The sequence below is a fragment of the Alteromonas sp. ABE4_545 genome (assembly GCF_056161325.1).
In genome coordinates, this window is the sequence record NZ_JBSWYY010000014.1 from 1 (window position 1) to 19,437 (window position 19,437).

The 19,437-nt window shown below is 47.2% G+C and carries 15 protein-coding genes; 11 read left to right on the forward strand and 4 right to left on the reverse strand.

The window, feature by feature from the left end; genetic code table 11:
• A partial coding sequence (locus ACXAH6_RS13180) for a transketolase-like TK C-terminal-containing protein (RefSeq protein WP_474877511.1) occupies nt 1–781 on the forward strand: 781 nt, incomplete at its 5' end.
• A 147-nt stretch (nt 782–928) separates the two neighbouring features.
• On the opposite strand, the gene tal is transcribed toward ACXAH6_RS13180, so the two are convergent.
• Nucleotides 929–1,885, reverse strand: a complete 957-nt coding sequence (tal, locus tag ACXAH6_RS13185; RefSeq protein ID WP_474877512.1) for a transaldolase — start codon at nt 1,883–1,885, stop codon at nt 929–931.
• Nucleotides 1,886–2,101: 216 nt separating this feature from the next.
• Here tal and ACXAH6_RS13190 point away from each other — a divergent pair, with 216 nt between their 5' ends.
• The 8 genes from ACXAH6_RS13190 (at nt 2,102) to ACXAH6_RS13225 (ending at nt 10,828) form a co-directional block, all read left to right on the forward strand.
• Entirely contained in the window at nt 2,102–3,760 is a 1,659-nt protein-coding gene (locus tag ACXAH6_RS13190; RefSeq protein WP_474877514.1) for a ribulokinase, read from the forward strand.
• On the forward strand, nt 3,757–4,449 hold the full coding sequence (locus ACXAH6_RS13195; RefSeq protein WP_474877516.1) for an L-ribulose-5-phosphate 4-epimerase: 693 nt from the start codon (nt 3,757–3,759) through the stop codon (nt 4,447–4,449). The genes ACXAH6_RS13190 and ACXAH6_RS13195 overlap by 4 nt, the downstream gene beginning before the upstream one ends.
• Before the next feature lie 32 nt (nt 4,450–4,481).
• Nucleotides 4,482–5,987: an L-arabinose isomerase gene (gene araA / locus ACXAH6_RS13200; RefSeq protein WP_474877640.1), complete on the forward strand. Its 1,506-nt coding sequence runs from the start codon at nt 4,482–4,484 to the stop codon at nt 5,985–5,987.
• Between the two features lie 204 nt (nt 5,988–6,191).
• Nucleotides 6,192–6,776 carry an HAD family hydrolase gene (locus ACXAH6_RS13205; RefSeq protein ID WP_474877518.1) on the forward strand — a complete coding sequence of 195 codons (585 nt, stop codon included), beginning with the start codon at nt 6,192–6,194 and terminating at the stop codon, nt 6,774–6,776.
• 205 nt (nt 6,777–6,981) lie between these two features.
• Nucleotides 6,982–8,046 (forward strand): aldose epimerase family protein, encoded by a 1,065-nt coding sequence (locus ACXAH6_RS13210; protein ID WP_474877519.1) that lies wholly within the window; start codon nt 6,982–6,984, stop codon nt 8,044–8,046.
• 30 nt (nt 8,047–8,076) lie between these two features.
• Complete coding sequence (locus ACXAH6_RS13215) at nt 8,077–9,999, forward strand: family 43 glycosylhydrolase (protein ID WP_474877521.1); 1,923 nt, start codon at nt 8,077–8,079, stop codon at nt 9,997–9,999.
• 185 nt (nt 10,000–10,184) lie between these two features.
• Nucleotides 10,185–10,610, forward strand: a complete 426-nt coding sequence (locus ACXAH6_RS13220) for a hypothetical protein (protein ID WP_474877522.1) — start codon at nt 10,185–10,187, stop codon at nt 10,608–10,610.
• Nucleotides 10,610–10,828: a helix-turn-helix transcriptional regulator gene (locus tag ACXAH6_RS13225; RefSeq protein WP_474877524.1), complete on the forward strand. Its 219-nt coding sequence runs from the start codon at nt 10,610–10,612 to the stop codon at nt 10,826–10,828. Before ACXAH6_RS13220 ends, ACXAH6_RS13225 begins: the two co-directional genes overlap by 1 nt.
• Nucleotides 10,829–10,928: 100 nt before the next feature.
• Here the strand turns inward: ACXAH6_RS13225 and ACXAH6_RS13230 are convergent, their stop codons facing one another.
• The 3 genes from ACXAH6_RS13230 to ACXAH6_RS13240 all read right to left on the reverse strand — a co-directional run bounded on the left by ACXAH6_RS13230 (nt 10,929) and on the right by ACXAH6_RS13240 (nt 17,193).
• The gene (locus tag ACXAH6_RS13230; protein ID WP_474877526.1) at nt 10,929–13,184 is read right to left on the reverse strand and encodes an alpha-N-acetylglucosaminidase; all 2,256 of its coding nucleotides are present in this window, start codon (nt 13,182–13,184) and stop codon (nt 10,929–10,931) included.
• A 93-nt stretch (nt 13,185–13,277) separates the two neighbouring features.
• A complete protein-coding gene (locus ACXAH6_RS13235; protein WP_474877528.1) occupies nt 13,278–15,938 on the reverse strand; it encodes a TonB-dependent receptor in 2,661 nt (886 codons plus the stop codon).
• Between the two features lie 229 nt (nt 15,939–16,167).
• Complete coding sequence (locus tag ACXAH6_RS13240; RefSeq protein WP_474877530.1) at nt 16,168–17,193, reverse strand: LacI family DNA-binding transcriptional regulator; 1,026 nt, start codon at nt 17,191–17,193, stop codon at nt 16,168–16,170.
• A 196-nt stretch (nt 17,194–17,389) separates the two neighbouring features.
• On the opposite strand from ACXAH6_RS13240, the gene ACXAH6_RS13245 reads away from it, so the two are divergent.
• Both ACXAH6_RS13245 and ACXAH6_RS13250 read left to right on the forward strand, forming a co-directional pair.
• On the forward strand, nt 17,390–18,472 hold the full coding sequence (locus ACXAH6_RS13245; RefSeq protein WP_474877531.1) for an acyltransferase family protein: 1,083 nt from the start codon (nt 17,390–17,392) through the stop codon (nt 18,470–18,472).
• 46 nt (nt 18,473–18,518) lie between these two features.
• A complete protein-coding gene (locus ACXAH6_RS13250; RefSeq protein ID WP_474877533.1) occupies nt 18,519–19,436 on the forward strand; it encodes a glucosamine kinase nucleotide-binding domain-containing protein in 918 nt (305 codons plus the stop codon).
• The last annotated feature ends 1 nt before the right edge of the window (nt 19,437 follow it).

Sequence of the window (19,437 nt, forward strand, 5' to 3'; positions counted from 1 at the left end):
TGTGTTCTACGGCGTACGTGAATTTGGTATGAGTGCGATTATGAACGGTATTGCCCTGCACGGTGGCTTTATCCCGTTCGGTGCAACCTTCTTGATGTTTATGGAATACGCGCGTAACGCAGTGCGTATGTCAGCCTTGATGAAAGCGCAAAGCATCTTTGTGTACACCCACGACTCAATCGGTCAGGGTGAAGATGGCCCGACACACCAACCTATCGAGCAAATTGCTAACCTACGCCTTACGCCAAACCTGACCACATGGCGTCCTTGTGATGCAGCGGAAGCAGCAGAAGCATGGCGTCAGGCGATTGTGAAGCAAGATGGCCCAAGTGCACTTATCTTCTCTCGCCAAGGCACAAAAGCCATGGCGCGTAGCGAAGCACAATTGAAAGAAATGGCCAAAGGCGGCTATATCTTGAAAGACTGTGCTGAGCCAGCAGAACTCATCATCATTGCCACGGGCTCTGAAGTGGGTATTGCGATGGACGCAGCCAACAAATTGGCCGACGAAGGCCGTCGCGTACGCGTAGTGTCGATGCCAAGTACTGAGCAGTTTGATGCACAAGACGCCGAGTACAAAGCGAAAGTCTTGCCAGCTGACATTCCTAAATTGGCAGTTGAAGCGGCGCACAGCGACTTCTGGTACAAGTACGTGGGCACCAATGGTGACATTCTCGGTATGACAACCTTCGGTGAATCAGCACCGGGTGGTGTATTGCTAGAGCACTTCGGCTTTACGGCTGACAACATTGTGGCGAAAGGTAAAGCGCTTATCGGCTAAGCCCGACAGCAACCAGCCTATGGCACACATCACTTCAAAAGGTCGCGTAAGCGGCCTTTTTTGTGGGCGAATGAAAGGCAATAAATGAAAGGCAATAAAAAACCGGTCATGTGACCGGTTTTGGGCTTTAACTATTAGTGCAACGGCTTAGTCGACAAGCGTTTGTAGAATCTCTTCTAGCTTAACTTGGTCAACCGCAAACTGACGAATACCTTGAGATAGCTTTTCTGTAGCCATTTGGTTTTCGTTCATTCCCCAACGAAAATCTTGCTCAGTCATTGCCGCAGGCGCTGCTTCTGGCGCATCACATGGGGTTAATTTCTTCTCGATAGTCTCGTCTGACTCTTCTAGTTCAGCCAATAGATTTGGGCTGATTGTCAGGCGGTCACAACCGGCAAGTTCGATGATTTCACCTGTGTTGCGGAAGCTTGCTCCCATTACAATAGTGTTAAATCCATGTTGCTTGAAGAAGTTATAGATGTTGGTCACTGACTGTACGCCAGGATCATTTTCACCGGTGTAATCCGCTTCTGGATTGGCTGCTTTATACCAGTCGAGAATACGGCCAACAAATGGAGAGATAAGGAAAGCCCCAGATTCTGCACTTGCGCGAGCCTGAGCGAATGCAAATACAAGCGTGACGTTACACTTTATACCTTCGGCTTCAAGAATTTTCGCTGCTTGAATACCTTCCCAAGTCGCTGCGATTTTGATCAGTACGCGAGACGTGTCGATACCTTGCTCTTTGTATAGCGCAATGAGGCGATGGGCTTTTGCTACGGTTGCTTCTGTATCGAACGACAAGCGCGCATCAACTTCAGTAGACACCAAACCTGGTACCTGCTCCATCAATTTGCTACCGATCAATACGGCGAGTTTATCTGCTGCAACTTTGCCAATTTCGTCGGCAGCGGCACCTTGTGCTTTTGCCCACTCTACGGCTTCTACACCGAGAGGACGATACTTTTCAATCTGCATTGCTTTGAGCAATAAAGAAGGGTTGGTTGTTGCGTCTTGAGGTTGATAAGTTTTGATTGCCTCGAAGTCGCCGGTGTCGGCAACGACAGTAGTCATGGCTTTCAATTGTGCTAATTGAGTAGTCATACGCTTTCCATTCATTTAATATTCATACAAATAAAATAGGTACTTACGTCAAAAACGACGAAAGCGACGAAAAAACCAGCAAACAACCCTGGTTTTGGCAAAATTGCCTCGTTAATATTATTTTTATATTACCTTTACAATTCCGTATTGTTGATATTATCATACAAATAAGAATTATGACTAACTTTGTTAGATAATCATCACGAAAAGGGTTTTATGTCTCGTTATACTTTGGGACTGGATTACGGCTCTGATTCGGTAAGAGCATTGCTAGTTGATGTGAATACCGGCGCTGAATTAGCCAGTCATTTAATCAATTATCCGCGTTGGGCGGAAGGCAAGTACTGTGAACCATCACAGGACCAGTATCGTCAACACCCTCAGGATTATATCGACAGCCTGATCGCGGTTATCCGTGGCCTGTGGGAAAAAGTACCTGCAGGTACCGCTGACAAAGTCGTCGGTTTAAGCTTTGACACCACAGGTTCAACACCTGTTGCGGTTAACAGCGAAGGTGTGCCATTGGCATTAACACCTGAGTTCGCTGAAAACCCCAATGCGATGTTTGTTTTGTGGAAAGACCACACGGCAATCAAAGAAGCCGCAGAGATCACTAAAGCAGCGAATGAAAATGATGTGAACTACCTATCACACATGGGTGGCATCTATTCGTCTGAGTGGTATTGGGCCAAAGCACTTCACATTTTCCGCAAAGATGCATCGGTACGCGAAGCCACCCATTGCTGGGTTGAGCATTGCGACTGGATGACGTCTTTAATGGCAGGCAAAACTCATCCAAGCGACATGGTGATGGGGCGTTGCGCCACGGGTCACAAACTCATGTGGAATGAAAACTGGGGTGGCTTCCCACCAAACAGTTTCTTCACTTCACTTGACCCTGTGCTAGATGGTTTGGTTGAAAAGCTTAATCCAAACACGCAAACCAGTGACCAACTCGCGGGTAACTTAACCGCAGAGTGGGCAGAAAAACTCGGTCTACCTGAAGGTATCGCAATTGGTTACGGTGCTTTCGACTGTCACATGGGCGCGGTTGCGGCCAATGTGCGTCCCCGTGTATTGACCAAAGTAATGGGCACATCAACTTGTGACATTACGGTAACGTCGGCAGAGCAACTAGGCGATACATGTGTTCGCGGAATTTGTGGCCAAGTAGATGGCTCAGTTATTCCAGGGCTTATCGGTTTAGAAGCGGGCCAGTCAGCGTTCGGTGATTTGTACGCATGGTTTAAAAACGTCGTGTTGTGGCCAACTACTCAGTTAGTGTCTGAGTTGACCGATTCTGGTCAAAAGGAGTTGGTGGAAAAAATCGAAGAAACCACACTTCAACGTCTGAGCAATGCTGCCGCGATGTTGCCTGTGAATGCCTCAGATATTACCGCACTAGATTGGGTAAACGGTCGTCGTACGCCAGATGCAGACCAGTCAGTGTCAATGGCAATCACTGGCATCAAAATGGGTGCTGAAGCACCGCATTTATTCAAAGCATTGGTAGAAGCCACTGCCTTCGGTGCGCGGGCCATTACTGAACGCTTCCGTTCTGAAGGTGTGCCCATTGAGTCGGTTGTGACCATTGGTGGTATCTCGAAAAAATCTGATTATGTCATGCAAACGTGTGCCGACGTATGGAATTGCCCCATCGATGTGCTTGAAAGCGACCAAAGCTGTGCCTTAGGTGCGGCGATTATGGCAGCAGTAGCGGCGGGTGAATTCGAATCGGTAGCGGCTGCACAAGCAGTGATGGCATCACCTGTGTGTAAGCAATACACACCTAACCCTGAGCGCGTCGCAGTTTACGACGAACTTTACGCTAAGTACCAAACCCTTGGCGCATACGTTAGCGGAGACAATGCATGAGCTATACTGAATTAAAACGCGAAGTTTACGAAGCCAATATGGAGCTTCAACGTCGCAACCTAGTTATTTACACCTTTGGTAACGTGTCACAAATTGACCGTGCTGCTGGTGTGGTTGCAATTAAACCAAGTGGCGTTGACTACGAGACGATGAAGCCAGACGACATCGTTATCGTAGACTTAGAAAATAACATTGTTGAAGGGACCATGCGCCCTTCTTCAGACACAAAAACCCACACACACCTCTATCGTAAATTTGACAATATTGGTGGGGTTACACACACACATTCCACTTATGCGACCGCTTGGGCACAAGCGAAGCAAAGTATTCCCTGCTTGGGAACCACTCACGCAGATTATGTACACGGCGAAATTTCGTGTACGCGTGAATTAACGGACGAACAAATCAAGGGTGACTACGAAGAAGAGACCGGCGCGCAAATCGTTGACTCTTACGTAGACAGAGACCCAATGGCAGCTCCTATGGTGATTGTAGCAGGACATGCTCCTTTCACATGGGGTAAGGATGCCGCGCAGTCAGTGTATCACGCTGCGCTACTTGAAGAGATCGCTCGAATGGCTTACCTCACGCGCACGCTAGTTCCTAATGCAGCGCCGTTGAACCAAGCTATTCTTGATAAACATTATTTACGTAAACACGGTAAGAACGCTTACTACGGGCAAGAGTAATCGTACCGCGTGTCTCGATTAATTGAGGATTTATTATGACTACAGCAACTAAAGAAGTCTGGTTTGTTACCGGCTCACAACATCTATACGGCCCGAAAGTACTTGAAGAAGTTGCGGGCAACAGTCAGGCACTAGCAAGTGGTCTGAACGAAGCTGGCAGCTTGCCAGTAAAAGTCGTTTACAAAGACACAGTAAAATCAGCGGCTGAAATCCATCAGGTTTGTCAGCAAGCTAACGTTGACACAAACTGTGTTGGTTTGATCTTGTGGATGCACACATTCTCGCCTGCGAAAATGTGGATTGCAGGTTTGACTGAATTGCGTAAGCCTTGGCTACACCTTCATACTCAGTTCAATGCTGGTCTACCTTGGTCAGACATCAACATGAACTACATGAACACGCACCAAAGTGCACACGGTGACCGTGAATTCGGTTTCATCGGTACACGTATGCGCAAAGAGCGTAAAGTGGTTGCTGGTCACTGGCAAGATCCTCAAGTTCTATCTCAAATCGATGGCTGGAGCCGCGCTGCACTGGGTTGGGCTGAAAGCCAATCTTTGAAAGTGGTACGTTTTGGCGACAACATGCGTAACGTGGCGGTAACAGAAGGCGACAAAGTAGCTGCGCAAATCGCGTTTGGCTACGAAGTACATGCTTACGGCCTGCAAGACCTCGCCGACGTAGTTAACGGCATCAGCGACGGTGACGTGGCTGCTCAAATCGACGCTTATCACCAAGACTACGACGTGAGCGAAGGCTTGATGAAAGACGACTACCAACGTGAGCGTCTTGTTAAAGAAGCACGCCTTGAGCTTGGTATGGAAAAATTCATGCAAGACGGTGGATTCACAGCATTCACCAACTGTTTTGAAAACCTAGCTGGCCTCTCTGGTTTGCCTGGGCTTGCAACACAGCGCTTGATGGCTAAAGGCTATGGTTACGGCGGTGAGGGCGACTGGAAAACCTCTGCTATGGTGCGCATCATGAAAGTGATGGCAGAAGGTTTGGAAGGTGGTTGTTCATTTATGGAAGACTACACTTACAACTTTACTGGTAATGTAGACCAAGTATTGGGCGCGCACATGCTAGAAATTTGCCCGTCAATTTCTGAAGCTAAACCACGCCTAGAACTTCACCACCACACTATCGGTGTGAAATGTGACGTTCCACGTTTGTTGTTCTCTGCAAAAGCAGGTCCGGCAATCAACGTATCGCCAATCGATATGGGCAACCGTTTCCGCATCTTGATCAACGAAGTGGATACAGTAACGCCACCTTCAGATACGCCTAATCTTCCAGTGGCATCTGCCCTTTGGGAGCCTAAGCCAAATCTAGCGGTAGCGTCTTCAGCTTGGATCCATGCTGGCGGTGCTCACCACACGGCTTACAGCCAAGCGTTGACCACTGAAATGATCGAAGACTTCGCAGATATGGCGGGTGTGGAAACTGTCGTTATCGACGAAGACACAAACCTACGTGCGTTTAAGTCTGAGCTTCGTTACAACGCGGCTTACTATCAGCTTAAACAAGGCGTTTAAGTTTTAAACTCTGACCATCTAGCCCCTCAGCTTATCAGTGTCCCGATAGCGAGGGGTTGGATGTGTTAGTGTGTGATCCTGTGGTAAACCTATCGCTGTTGCAGAGCGTTTAACACAGGGGATCTGTCGCTTATTCCTTAACGGATGGCACTACCCACCTTACCTTTGTAGCAGAGACTGACTTTTAATTCCTCTGGAGACGTTATGCTGGATCTCAGCGCCTATAAAGGCATTATTTTTGATATGGATGGCACACTGATCGATTCGATGGGTGCACACTTAGAAGCGTGGCAACAAACCTGTGAAGCGTACGGCTATCCTTATGACTACGACTATATGCATAGTCTAGGTGGTGTTCCAACCCGTAAAACTGTCGAAATTCTCAATGAAAAGTATGGCTTGCTCCACAATCCTGACGAGGTCGCGAAAACAAAACGCGAGAAGTGGGAATTAATGGAACACACGCCCACCATCATTGAAGAAACCATGGCAGTGTTTGATCATTATCGCCCGACATTACAAATAGGCATTGGCACCGGAGCCGAGCGCCCACATGCTATTCATCTGCTTGAACATCACGGTTTACTGGAGCGTTTAGACGCACTGGTAACAGCCACTGATGTGACTCATGGTAAACCTCACCCAGAAACCTTTTTAACCGTTGCTGAGAAAATCGGTGTCGCACCGGGTGATTGTGTGGTGTTTGAAGATACCCAAATTGGCTACCAAGCGGCGATGGATGCAGGAATGGATTGTATCCTTGTTAAAGCAGGTAAAATTCAAGCTTAGATAAAGGTTGCATTGTAACGCTTATTTGTAATATAAAAGTATAAAATAGGTTATGGAAGCGTTAACTATGTCTGCGATTCAACAGTTACACTCTACAAGCGTTTTTCAACGCGTTACTCATCATGTTAAACGTCAGGTTGTGGCCACTTGCGCCATTGTGCTGACGTTTGGCTGCACTTCAACTTATGCTGATAAAGGAACTTCCATGAGCACTGCTCCTTCTGCACTAATGCAGGCATACGGCAAACTGGCAGACAGCACGCCAGTGAATCAAGTGACATTAAAAAATAGCAATGGCGTTGAAGTCGATGTTATTAGTTACGGCGGTATTATTACGCGTCTTGTTACTCCTGATGCCAATGGCAAGCCGGGTAACATCGTTTTAGGCATGGATAACTTGGAAGACTATGTGTCTTCTAACCCGTATTTTGGGGCTATCATTGGCCGTTATGGCAACCGTATTGCAGAAGGCAAATTTACTTTAAACGGTACCACGTATCAGTTAGCGACTAACGATGGGGCTAACCATTTGCACGGCGGTGTGCATGGCTTTGACAAAAAAGTGTGGAAAATGGTGCCGTTCACTACTGAAAACAGCGCGGGCGTGACCCTGTCTCTTATCAGCCCCGATGGCGACCAAGGCTATCCGGGTGAGCTTGTTACTGAAGTGGTTTACACACTGACCAATGACAACACATTGGATATGCAGTTTACCGCCACTACCGACAAGCCAACTATCGTCAACATGACGCAACACTCGTACTTTAACCTAGCTGGTGAAGGTACCATTCTTGACCATGAGTTGCAGATCCCTTCGAAGGCCATTACGCCTGTGGATGCGGGCTTGATTCCTACAGGCGAGCTAATGCCTGTAGCCGGTACGCCGTTTGATTTCACAACCGCCAAAGCCATTGGCAAAGATATTGACGTTGAAAACGAGCAACTTGCTCGCGGCAAAGGCTACGACCACAACTTTGTACTCAAAGATGATGTAGACAATGAGTTGGTTGAAGCAGCCAATGTGTATGACCCTAAAACAGGCCGTACTCTCACGGTTTACACCGTTGAGCCTGCGGTTCAGTTTTATTCTGGTAACTTCTTAGAAGGGGCGACATCCCAACAAGGTATGGTGCACAACTTCCGCTCAGGACTTTGCTTAGAGCCTCAGCACAACCCAGATTCACCTAACCAAGCTAACTTCGCAAGCACGACCTTGTTGCCTGGAGAAGTGTATTCAACACGTATCGTGTACGAGTTTGGTACTAAGTAAGTCGCGTATAACACACGAGTGAGAAGCACAATGAATGTGAAGTTTTTAAAGTCAATTGGTGTTGTAGGCCTATTGGCAGCATTGATGAGTGGTTGCCAAGCTACCTCTTCATCAGAGCAAACGACAGCCACGCCAAAAGCGGAAGCTGAAAAACCAACGAGTTCGGCAGGCACTTTTACCAACCCGCTGTTTCCTAATGGCGCCGATCCTTGGTTGGAATACTGGGATGGCAACTATTACCTGACCACCACCACGTGGACCTCTGAGTTGGTGATGCGAAAATCGCCTACCTTGGCAGGTCTAGCCGATGCAGAACCGGTAAACGTGTGGTCTTCTGCTGACCCAGATCGCTGCTGTAACTTTTGGGCGTTTGAATTTCATCGTTTAAAAGGGCCAAATGGCTATCGCTGGTACATGATGTATACCGCTGGTCAGGATGGTACGTTAGATCATCAACACCTCAACGTGCTTGAGAGTGTGGGTGATGATCCAATGGGCCCTTACCAGTACAAAGGCGCTTTGATGCCAAATGTATGGAACATCGACGGCAATTACTTAGAGTACAAAGACCGCCTGTTTGTGATTTATTCACAATGGCGTGGTGATACTCAGTTGAACATCATTGCAGAAATGGAAGACCCGTGGACGTTAAAAGACACGCCGCATACAGTACTCACAACGCCAGAGTTAGACTGGGAAATCAGTGGTCGTAAAGTGACGGAAGGGGCTGAAATTCTTCAGCACAATGGCCGTACGTTTATGACGTATTCTGCGAGCTTCTGTAACACGCCTGATTACAAGTTAGGTTTGTTGGAACTCGTGGGTGATGACCCGATGGACCCGAAAGCGTGGAAGAAGTTTGACGAGCCAGTATTTACTCGCACTGAAACCGTGTTTGGTCCAGGCCACAATGGCTTCTTTACGTCGCCTGACGGTACCGAAGACTGGTTGGTATATCACGGTAACGACTCTGTAGAGCACGGCTGTAGTGCAACCCGTTCACTTCGTGCGCAAAAATTTGAATGGAATGAAGACGGCACACCAAACTTTGGCGAGCCTTTAACGCCGGGTATCGTTGTTGAGCCGCCAGCGGGTGAAAATGGCCCATTGGTTACTCGTGTACAAGGTCAGCGCTATCAGCTTGTGAATGCGACCAGCGAATTATGCTTAGACATTTCTGCGGACCCAGAAGATAACCGTGCTGTTCAACGTGCTTGTGCCGGAACCAATGGTCAGTGGGTATTAGATTCAACAACCGATGGCTATATTCGTCTGGCCAATCGCGAAGACTCAAAATTCCTTGAAGTCGATGGTTGTAGTGAGGCCGACAATGCACGTGTGCAATCAGCGGCATGGCGTAACAACTATTGCCAACAGTGGAAAGTTGAGTCTGGTATCGACGGTAACGTAACGATTAAAAACCGTTACTCAGGTAAGCCGCTAGCCGTAGCCGGTTGTTCTGCTTCAGCAAACCAAGCGGTACTACAGCAAAATGCCCAAAGCGCATGTAATCAATGGCAACTGCGCCCTGTAGGTCAAGTTGCTATTATGAGCCAGCAAAGCGGTAAAGCGGTTACTGTAACTGGTGATGTGCAAGCGGGCACCAATGTGAAGCAGCAAGGTTTTGCTTACCTGCCGGGTCAGAAGTGGCACTTTGCCCCAACGGATACCGGTTATGTGGCACTTAAGCCGTCGAGCAACGCTGAAGTGTGCATTGGTGTAGATGGAAACGAAGTGGTACCTGGTGCGAATTTACTGCTTACTTCGTGTGAGCAGAAAACGGCACAATGGCGCATCAGTCCAGTAAATGGCGGTGGTGTGAAGCTTATTAACCGTTATACGCGCCAAGCAATGGGCCTTGAAAATTGTGGTCTTGCAGAAGACACCAATATTGCGCAACAGCCTGATTTAGGCAACCGTTGCCAGGTGTTCCATTTGCGCGAACCACAGTAATTTATCTAGACTCACTGTCTTTGAAAGGGCGCTCAATTGAGCGCCTTTTTTGTATTTTGATCCAGACATCACTGGTTACATTTCAACATTCCATATCGATCAATTACTATGTTAAAAATCTTTGACATGGTCGTATTTTAAACATATTCTTAGCCGTGTTAAACATTTTTAACATGGAGAAGAATATGTCATTTCAAGAAAAATCAGCGTGGGTGATGGCCATCGCGTTGAGTATTACTACCTACATGTGCGCAAGTAGCGTATATCAATTATCGGCAACGGCGGGTGAGTTAGTGTCGCCAAATGTCGCCGTGATCATTAAATACACCATAGTGTTGATTGTGCTTGTGGTTATTGGTCACATTGTCATTGGTGCTATGTCTCCCAAAGAGGCTGGGGCAGATTTAGACGAACGGGAACGTCAAATTGAACGCAAAGCGGGTTATGTTTCTGGGTACGTATTTGGTATCGGCGTGATATCAGGGCTGTTTCACTATGTATTTAATGAACATGGTAATACCCTTTTTTACATCGTTTTCGCGAGTTTGGTAGTGAGCCAAATTGTGGAATACATTGCGCAGATTGTTTACAGCAGGACCTACTTTGATTAATGGCTAAATTACTTCCGATTTCCAACAAAGTACGTGAACTAAGAGAGCAACATCAAGGCATGACGCAGTCGGAATTGGGTGAAGCTGTGGGGGTTACACGCCAAACGGTGGCGGCGATAGAGCAACGACGTTACTCCCCGTCACTCGAAACCGCGTTTCGCATTGCTCGGGTTTTTGGCGTTACCATTGACGAGGTGTTTGCTTGGGAAGGCGAATAGAGACGAGTAGAGAGATGGTGAAAAGAAAAAGCCAGTGCAACGCTCAACAAAACTTTTTGTGAGCAACACTGGCTTTGTTTATTCCCTTTAAAAAGGAGTCTTAATTACCCGAAGACTGGGTTAACGCCATCAACTCTCGCGCTAATTGGATAGGCGCTGCCGGCTTTTTCAATTCAGGAATAGCCGTTTGTTCTATCCAAGCTGATTCCCAATCAATGACCGCTTGCTGGGCAGATGCATCGTCAAACTCAGTGTCATTGGCTATAGAATCACGAAGCTGCGTGAGATAGAGCTGCCAGCGCGGCATGTAGTAATCTGCATACATCCCTTGCCATGCTTTCGATGCATAGTCTTTCAGTTTAGGGCCACCCCATTGGGTAATTTGCAATCGTGCGTTGTGCACATAGTAATCACGTTGCGCTTTGTCATCTGCGTAAGCGGCAGCATCACTTAACCAACTGTTTAGACTTTCTTGGTGAATACCCATTAACAAGTCTAACTTTTCTACCATGGTGGAGACATGCGCTGTGATTGCATCACCTTGTTCAAGCTCACCTGCTTGGTATGCCTCAACAGCTTGTTGTAGCAGGCGATCGGCATGCAGTGATACCGATTGCTTTACAAAGTCTACTAAGTCATAAGTGAATAACATGGAGCTGTTGTAGCTTGGCGCAATTGCGAGCAACTGTGCAATGCCTTTGTCGAGGGCTTCTATGTCACCGGGGTGAGGGCCAAACTCGGTAATCTCAGCCGTTGGGCGTTTAAATAGTAAGTAAGCGCCTGCTGACCCTTCCCACCATCGAGAACGCCAATAGCCTACTTGGTAAACGCCTTTTATCAGGTCTTGCCACGCCGCATTCAGTGCTGGGGTATTTTTGCCGTATCTGGCATTAGTGTAATTGGCTACCCATTCTTGAATATCGGGGCTAGTGGACCAAGGCAAATCAAATAAGAATTCATAAGCGACTGAATTATTGTGGATACCTTCAGGGAACACACCAAAGCCGCTCAAGTTACCCTTAATGTCAGACTCTTGCACTGTAGACAGTTGTTTTACATAGTCGCCAAAGTCTGCATAAACAGGGTCGCTACCGCCATAGTTATGGATAAAGCCAAATATCCAAGGTTTGCCTTTAAAGCCCTCAGTGCGTTGCCACACATGGTAGCGGTCGTTGCCAATATCGTGGATCATCGCCTTTTGGTCTGGCACTTTACTCAAAAATGCTTCGATAGAATCAAGGTCCCAGAATTCCTCGTCGGCACCAAACATCCAACCTTGCATCACCCAGGTTGCATTAGGCGCGGCTTGTTTAATGGAGTCGTATATTCTTGCGCCGTAAGAGGCTAATTCGTCGTAGCGATTGTCTTCTGAAACGGGTGGAAGCATTTCGTTGAAGGCATCAGATAAGTAAAAACCGTGTTCGCCGTAGGCTTCTGTGTATATTTCAATAAAACGCTTGGCCACTTTATTAAATAAAGGATCAGCGGGGTCGAGCCAATAAGTTTCATGCTCGAAGCCTGTCCACTTGGGCATGGCGGTAATTTTCGCTTCGGGGAATAGCGTGACGAAAGCCTTGGGTACATAACCACTAAAAGCAGGTACAACCGGCTTCATTCCCAGTGCTTTCATGCGCTCGAGGATTTTGCTTTGTAACTGATGCTTTTTATCAATCCAGCTTTGGGGCAGGGGGCCTTCATGGCCTTCGATATTGCCCATTCGTTGCCAAGGTGTGAATACCGGGCCTGAAAAGTAAGCCGCTAATTCAGCATCACTCACGCCAAATTCTTGCCACAGTTTTTGCCAGACATATTCCTGGCCTTCCATCGCAACTGGATTGTTCACGCCGTGAAGTGCCATCCAGTCGATTTCTTTTTCCCAGCGTTGCCAATCCCAAAATGGGGTCGTATAACCGTAAGCACACACGTTGAGATAAGTGCGATAGTCAAAAGCGGTGGAGACTTTCGAACCAGTAAAATCGGCAAATTGCTGAGGTAAGTTAACGCGCTTGCCTTCCCAACTAACAGACAGAGCGCCAGCGTTACGTAAATATTGATAGGCGCCGTAGGTCCCCGCACTCACAGAAGACGCACTCACTTGCAATTCGCCCTCAGATGCACTTACTTGATACCAACTGTTGTTAGAGGCGTTGTCGTCTATCGCAAAGTGAATATGCTCAACCTGTTGACCCGTTGTACGCGTGAGCACTTGTAGTGCCTGTTCTTCTGGCGTCAATGTGGTGGGTGTCGAAACCTTTTGAGGTGGTTGTGAACAACCCGCTATCGACACGGCAACAGCGACTAAGCCGACTCGTAACCAACTGGCTTTTGTTGATGTGGGTAAGGACTTTCTCAACATACGTATCTACTTTCCTGCAACATGCTTGTTGTAATAAAAAGGACAGGAACAGTGAGGCGAACCTCACTGTCCTGTCCATAACGGAGAATCGTCTTACAGACTGTAAATCAGACTCAAATAATAGCTAGTACCAATCACACTAGTCGTTTGCCAAATCGGCGTTTCTTCTTGGAAGTACGCCTCTTCGTCGTTGCCATTAATATTTAATGCACCAAAGCGAACGTTCAGGTTTTCAGTGGCGTTGTAGCTCAGTAGTAAATCTACTTGGTTACGGCCATCTACCACACGTCCTTCGCGAGCGAAGAATGCATCGGTGTTATCTTGGATGTAAGGGCTACGGTTGTTCAGTGCAACGCGTACGCTGAAGGTTTCGTTCTCCCAGTAACCCACAAGGTTGTAGGTTTTTTCTGATGAATTGGTGAGTACGAAGGCTTCTGAATCTTCAGCGTCAATGTAGGTGTAGTTGGCGCTTAAACCAAAACCCGGAATAGGTAAGAACTCATCCAGTCCTTGGTTCCAACCAAGTTCGTAACCTTTAATACTCAACGATGAATCGTCGTTGTAAGTACTGCTGATTTCGTAAATGTTGCCTTCGCTATCTACACAGTCACTACCCGTACCTGACAATGAGGTGCCGTCGTATGCATCTGGGCACACGTACTCACTTACCGTACCATTTTTAATGTCTTTCCAGAAAATGGCTGCGGTTAAGCTGTCGCCTTCGCCGTAGTACCATTCAATACCTAGGTCCATTTGGTTAGCGGTCATTGCCTTCATGTTAGGTTGACCTAAATCGATGGTATAAGTCGTGGTGCCGAAGGAGTTAGCCGTAGAGCTTTCTGATGCCGCAATTTGCGAACGCGAAGTCAGTATTGGGCGAACCAGTACTTTTGCCGCTGCAAAACGCGCCTGTACTTCGTCGTTGAGTTCCATCACAACGTTTAGGCTAGGCAAGAAATTATTGTAGTCATAGCTGGTGGTGTATTCGCCCACGACCAATTTAATCTCTTCATTGTCTGGGTGAGTGTCACCAGTCAGGTAAGAGTTGATGTCACGATCGGTCATCTCGTAACGGCCACCTAGATTACCACGTACTGGGAAATCACCAATTTCGGTTTCAAAGTCAGCCGACAAGTAGAAAGAGGTAATGTCGCGCTCAATGCCGTAACTTGATTGTGCAGCAAAGAGAGTGGGTACTTCCGCGCCCTCAGCGATAAGCGCGTCTTTGTATGCTTGAATGTCTGGTGCAATCCACGCGTGAGGGATCGACATTTGGTTGTCTAAGAAATCTGTCACCATAAAGCTGTATTCAGACATCAAAGGCAAGTCATCAGGATCAGCTTCGCCGATGGCGGCTCGGTCGGTACGATACACAGCACGGTCAAACTTCTCGCTGCGATATTTTGCGCCCATCTGAATTTCAGTAATGAAACTGTCTTCAATATAACGCTTTGCATCAAACTGATAAGCGGTTTCTTCAGATTCCATGTAACGCGTCGCACCGTTAGGGTATTCGTTACGTGGCATATCTGAAGGATACAAACTTGCTGAGGTCAGGTCGTCTGCAATATCAAAAATCACGTTGTTGCGATTTGATATATCAAGGGTAGCTGAAGAGATCACGGTTGCTAAAATTGCCGCTTCTTCAGCGTGTTTTGCTTTACCTTGGGTATAGTGAGCCACACCGTTTAAGGTCCACAAATCGGTGTTGTATTCGGCTTCTAAGGTAAAGGCTTTACTGGTGGCGTCTTTGTCTTCTAACTGGCGGTTGTTTTCTGTGGTAAAACCGTCAATTTGAATAGCGGTGTAAGCACCGTTAGTGGGACTGCCCAGTAAGGTAATTTCGTCGCGGTCAAACAGGAATACTTGCTGGTTTAAGTCTTGATAAGTGTCATCAGAGGCATAAACACTGGTGAGTTGCACTTCTAAGCTGTCTGAGGGGCGCCACTGAATCGCACCGTTGAGCAATTGGCGTTCAGTTTCGCGGTCGATACGGCGGTAGCGAGGGCGGCGTGGGTAGTAATTACCTTCGTCGTCTTCAAACCAACGGCCCATCCAGAAGTTATCGACGCGGTCATCTAATTCTTGATATCCAGCATTTAGGAAAATACCCACAGTATCGTCCATAAACTGGTCGATATAAGTGATGTTGGCTTTGGGCGTTACGTTGTCAGTGGGTGAGAATTCTGAATACTGACCTTTGACTGATGCGAGGATTTTTCGGTCGCCGTAAGAAAGCGGCTTTGTAGTATCGATATTGATAGTGCCAGACAAACCACCTGTGTCCATATCGGCTGTAGGTGATTTTATCACTTCGATGGTTGACGCAAGTTCTGATTGGATAATATCGAAACGGAAACCACCGGTGAAATCGGCGTTTGCCATGGTTTGGCCGTTCAATGTTGTACGTGCGTACTGTGCACCTAAGCCTCGCACACTGATAGTTGAGCCTCGGCCATTGAGGTTGGAGATTTGCACGCCTGGAATGCGTTGAATCGCTTCTGCGATGTTTTCCATCGGAAATTTACCGATATCTTCAGAGGTGATGACGTCAGTAACTTTGGTTTCTTCTCGCTTAATGGAAGCAGCTGCTGCCAAGCTAGAGCGAAATGTTACTGATATGCGCTCAAGATCTTGATCGGCGACTTCTGGTGTTTCAGCCGATTGGGCCTGGGCCATCATGCTGCAAGCACATAACACGGCGCTTGCAAGCACAGACCTTTGTAATTTAACACTCGCTTTGAATGTGTTCATAGTTATGTTCCCTTCGTGTAAATGGCGCACTTTTGTTTTTGTTGTGTGTGCTGATTTATTACCCAGATTCGTGCCTGAAAATAAAAATTTTCGATGGATTTTTCATCACATCCATTTCGACGCTATCACCAGCTGTCAACGTTGTCAAATGGTCAAGTTACATTTTTATTAAATTTTATTGCACAGATATGAAGCCTGAATTCGGTGGAAAATGAGGAAAAATCCCGCCTTAGACGGGCGTTTTTGCCTGGGTGGATTGTCGAATTAAAATATCTAAATCGAACCCTCTGGACTCGACAGATTGATCTTTTTTGTCTTTCATCATGGCAATGACCATAGACGCTGCGGTCGCGGCAATTTCGAAGTTAGGTTGGTCTACCGTTGTCAAAGGGGGCCAAGTTTGCAAAGAGAATGGGCTATTTTCAAACCCGACAACTGAAATATCTTCCGGTACGCTAAGCCCTTTCATTCGGGCCATAAAAACAGCGCCAGCCGCGATTTCATCGTTACAGGCAAAAATTGCACTGGGATTTGCGCCAGATGTTAACAGTGCTTCGGTCATTTTCATGCCTGACTCGAAGGTAAATTCACCGTCGACGATTAGGTTCTTATTGATTGTGATCCCTGCTTTTTCTAATGCCGCTTTGTAGCCGACCAACCGCCCTTGGCTCGACTCGTGAGCGCCTTGATAACCGAGAAAGGCAATATCTCTATGACCTTGTTCAATGAGGAACTCAGTTATTTTTTGCCCCGCATCAATATCGTTTACGTAGACCACAGGCGCTAAAGAATCAGGGGGAGCCGTACCTGAGAGAATTCGAACCACTTTGGCATCTTGGTTGATGAGGTAGGTTACTAATTCGCGGTTCTCAGACAAGGGAGGAGTGAGTATCACACCGCCAATTTGGTTGGAACCTATCATTGCTGACAACTCTTTTCCGACATCTTCAGATTTTGAATCGGTGGGATGAATTACCAGTTCAAAGCCTTTTTCACGGCACTGAGAAATAATGCCGTTTTGCATTTCAATCACGTAGTGACTATTCGGGTTGTCGTAGACAAACGCGAGTGAAAAAGGCGCTTTACGCATAACCCTAGCAGTTTGATTGGGTTGATAGTTGAGCTTTTTAATCGCTTCGCGTACGCGCTCTCGCACCGCATCACTCACACTGTCTTCATTGTTGACGACACGAGAGACAGTTTTAAACGATACGCCAGCGAGTTTTGCAACATCCTTGATGGTGGGCTTTTTCATTGTTCGCTCGATTCCTCTTAAGTGCTAGCTCAGCATAGATATTTTGTTGCCTGCATGCAACTCTCCACACAGCTGTAGTCAAGTGCTCAAAATACAACTTTGGATATTATTTAAAGTAGTTGTTGACAACGTTGACAATAAGAAAGTAACGTAAAAGAACGAAATTTATACAAGCGGGCAAAGCAGGTAGCAAAGCATGGCCAATAATAAAAATTCGAGACTGTTCTCTCTAGATGTATTTCGTGGGCTTACCATCATTTTCATGATTATGGTGAATAGCCCGAACACCTACGGGGAGTTTTCACACGCTTACTGGGAGGGGGTGAATTTCGCCGATTTGGTTTTTCCATTTTTTATTCTGATCGTGGGCGTTGCTGTTGGGTTGGGTTTTAAAAACGCGCAATCAGAATCATTTGATAAATCAACAGCGCTTCGCAAAGCGCTAAAGCGCACCTTGATACTGTTTGGATTGGGACTCGTGGTTAACCTCATGTACACCCATTTTGAACAGGTGCGAATTCTCGGCGTACTTCAACGTATTGCATTAGTGTACCTCGCTTGTTGTGTACTAGCGCTTTACGCCTCTCCCCGTCAGTGGGTGAAAATAAGCATTGGCTTACTTGTTGGCTACTGGTTGTTTGTATTACTCGTGCCTGCACCAGGCCTACCTGCTGGGCATCTAGAACGCGGTCAAAACATTATTAATTGGTTCGACCAATTTATGCCGGGCATGTTGTGGCGTGGTGATTGGGACCCTGAAGGCTTACTAAGCACATTCCCAGCCATTGTTTCTGGTGTTTTTGGCATGCTAATGGCCCGCATCATTATTCAGGCTAAATCGCTTAACGACACCGTTATGTATTTATTCCTCCTGGGCTTTGGTGCATTTGCATTGGGTTGTATCTGGAGCTTGGGGTTCCCCATGATCAAGCAGATTTGGTCGAGCTCATTTGTGTTGGTTACCTCAGGTATTGGCAGCATGATTTTAGCCTTTTTGCTTTGGTACACCGACATTCGTGGCGAGCGAAGAGGCACTTATATTGCTCAGGTGTTCGGTGCTAACGCCATTACTGCTTATGTGCTGCACGTGGCGTTGGAAAAGTTACTCGACGCTGAAGTGTTTGGCGGCGAATCGATTCACGGCGCTTATGTGCAGTGGAGTTTAGCGGCAGGCATGAGTGAGTTTATTAGCGCAACAGTATGGATTATTTGCTTTATCGGCCTGTGCCTACTGCCTATTTGGGTCATGTTTAAAAAGCAAATTTTCGTCAAGATTTAAGTAAAAAGGTGGGCGAGCATCGTCCACTCAACATAGAGGTTACGCAGTGGGATTGTCACAAGAGCACGCACAAAAGTATTCACGAACGCATTCACAACAGCTTTTCTTGGGTATTGATGGCGGTGGTACAAAATGCAAAGTCCGGTTGGAAGACCAAAATGGCGAGTTACTGGGAGAAGGGCTGTCCGGCCCTGCTAACCCCGCGCAAAATGCCGTTCAAGCATTTGAATCTATCACTGATGCGAGTGTTAAAGCTTTAGTTTCGGCCTCTTTACCGGCAACCATGATCAGTCAATGCCATGCAGTGATGGGCCTGGCTGGGGCAAATATTCCGGCTTATCGCACTCCTGTGATGGAGTGGAATCATCCGTTTGCCAATTTAGATGTGACCACCGACCTGCATATTGCCTGCGTAGGCGCACACGGCGGTAACGAAGGGGCAATTCTTATTACGGGAACAGGCAGCTCTGCTTTTGCTCTGGTCAACGGCAAAATTTCTACTCTGGGTGGCCATGGTTTCCCTCTGGGTGACAAAGCTTCAGGAGCTTGGCTAGGCTGGCGAGCATTGTCGACAGCACTAGAAATGGCCGACGGTTTATTACCACAAACGCAATTATCAGCGCGTGTGTTGGCGGCCCTTGATTGCGCAACCAGTGCAGATGTAGTGGCAAAAGCGCTGCACTTCAAACCGGGTGATTATGCCGTACTTGCTCCTCTGGTGCTTACGCTATCACAAGAGGGAGACAGTCATGCCAAACGCATTGTTGATGAAGCCGTGCACTATGTGCACCGCGTGTTACTGCAACTAGTGAAATTAGAGCCTGCACGAGTCTCGATGATTGGTGGTTTGGCTAAGCCTTACATCAACGTATTGCCTGATGATGTGAAGCGACTTTTAAAGTCACCGTTGTGCTCTCCTGAATTTGGAGCAGTGGCGTTGGCGAAACAGAAATTTATGAGGTAAT

Excerpts from the sequence above, each read along its gene's own strand:
- tal (WP_474877512.1), bottom strand. The coding sequence starts at position 1,885 with ATGACTACTCAATTAGCACAATTGAAAGCCATGACTACTGTCGTTGCC.
- ACXAH6_RS13190 (WP_474877514.1), top strand. The coding sequence starts at position 2,102 with ATGTCTCGTTATACTTTGGGACTGGATTACGGCTCTGATTCGGTAAGA.
- ACXAH6_RS13195 (WP_474877516.1), top strand. The coding sequence starts at position 3,757 with ATGAGCTATACTGAATTAAAACGCGAAGTTTACGAAGCCAATATGGAG.
- ACXAH6_RS13205 (WP_474877518.1), top strand. The coding sequence starts at position 6,192 with ATGCTGGATCTCAGCGCCTATAAAGGCATTATTTTTGATATGGATGGC.
- ACXAH6_RS13210 (WP_474877519.1), top strand. The coding sequence starts at position 6,982 with ATGAGCACTGCTCCTTCTGCACTAATGCAGGCATACGGCAAACTGGCA.
- ACXAH6_RS13215 (WP_474877521.1), top strand. The coding sequence starts at position 8,077 with ATGAATGTGAAGTTTTTAAAGTCAATTGGTGTTGTAGGCCTATTGGCA.
- ACXAH6_RS13220 (WP_474877522.1), top strand. The coding sequence starts at position 10,185 with ATGTCATTTCAAGAAAAATCAGCGTGGGTGATGGCCATCGCGTTGAGT.
- ACXAH6_RS13225 (WP_474877524.1), top strand. The coding sequence starts at position 10,610 with ATGGCTAAATTACTTCCGATTTCCAACAAAGTACGTGAACTAAGAGAG.
- ACXAH6_RS13230 (WP_474877526.1), bottom strand. The coding sequence starts at position 13,184 with ATGTTGAGAAAGTCCTTACCCACATCAACAAAAGCCAGTTGGTTACGA.
- ACXAH6_RS13235 (WP_474877528.1), bottom strand. The coding sequence starts at position 15,938 with ATGAACACATTCAAAGCGAGTGTTAAATTACAAAGGTCTGTGCTTGCA.
- ACXAH6_RS13240 (WP_474877530.1), bottom strand. The coding sequence starts at position 17,193 with ATGAAAAAGCCCACCATCAAGGATGTTGCAAAACTCGCTGGCGTATCG.
- ACXAH6_RS13245 (WP_474877531.1), top strand. The coding sequence starts at position 17,390 with ATGGCCAATAATAAAAATTCGAGACTGTTCTCTCTAGATGTATTTCGT.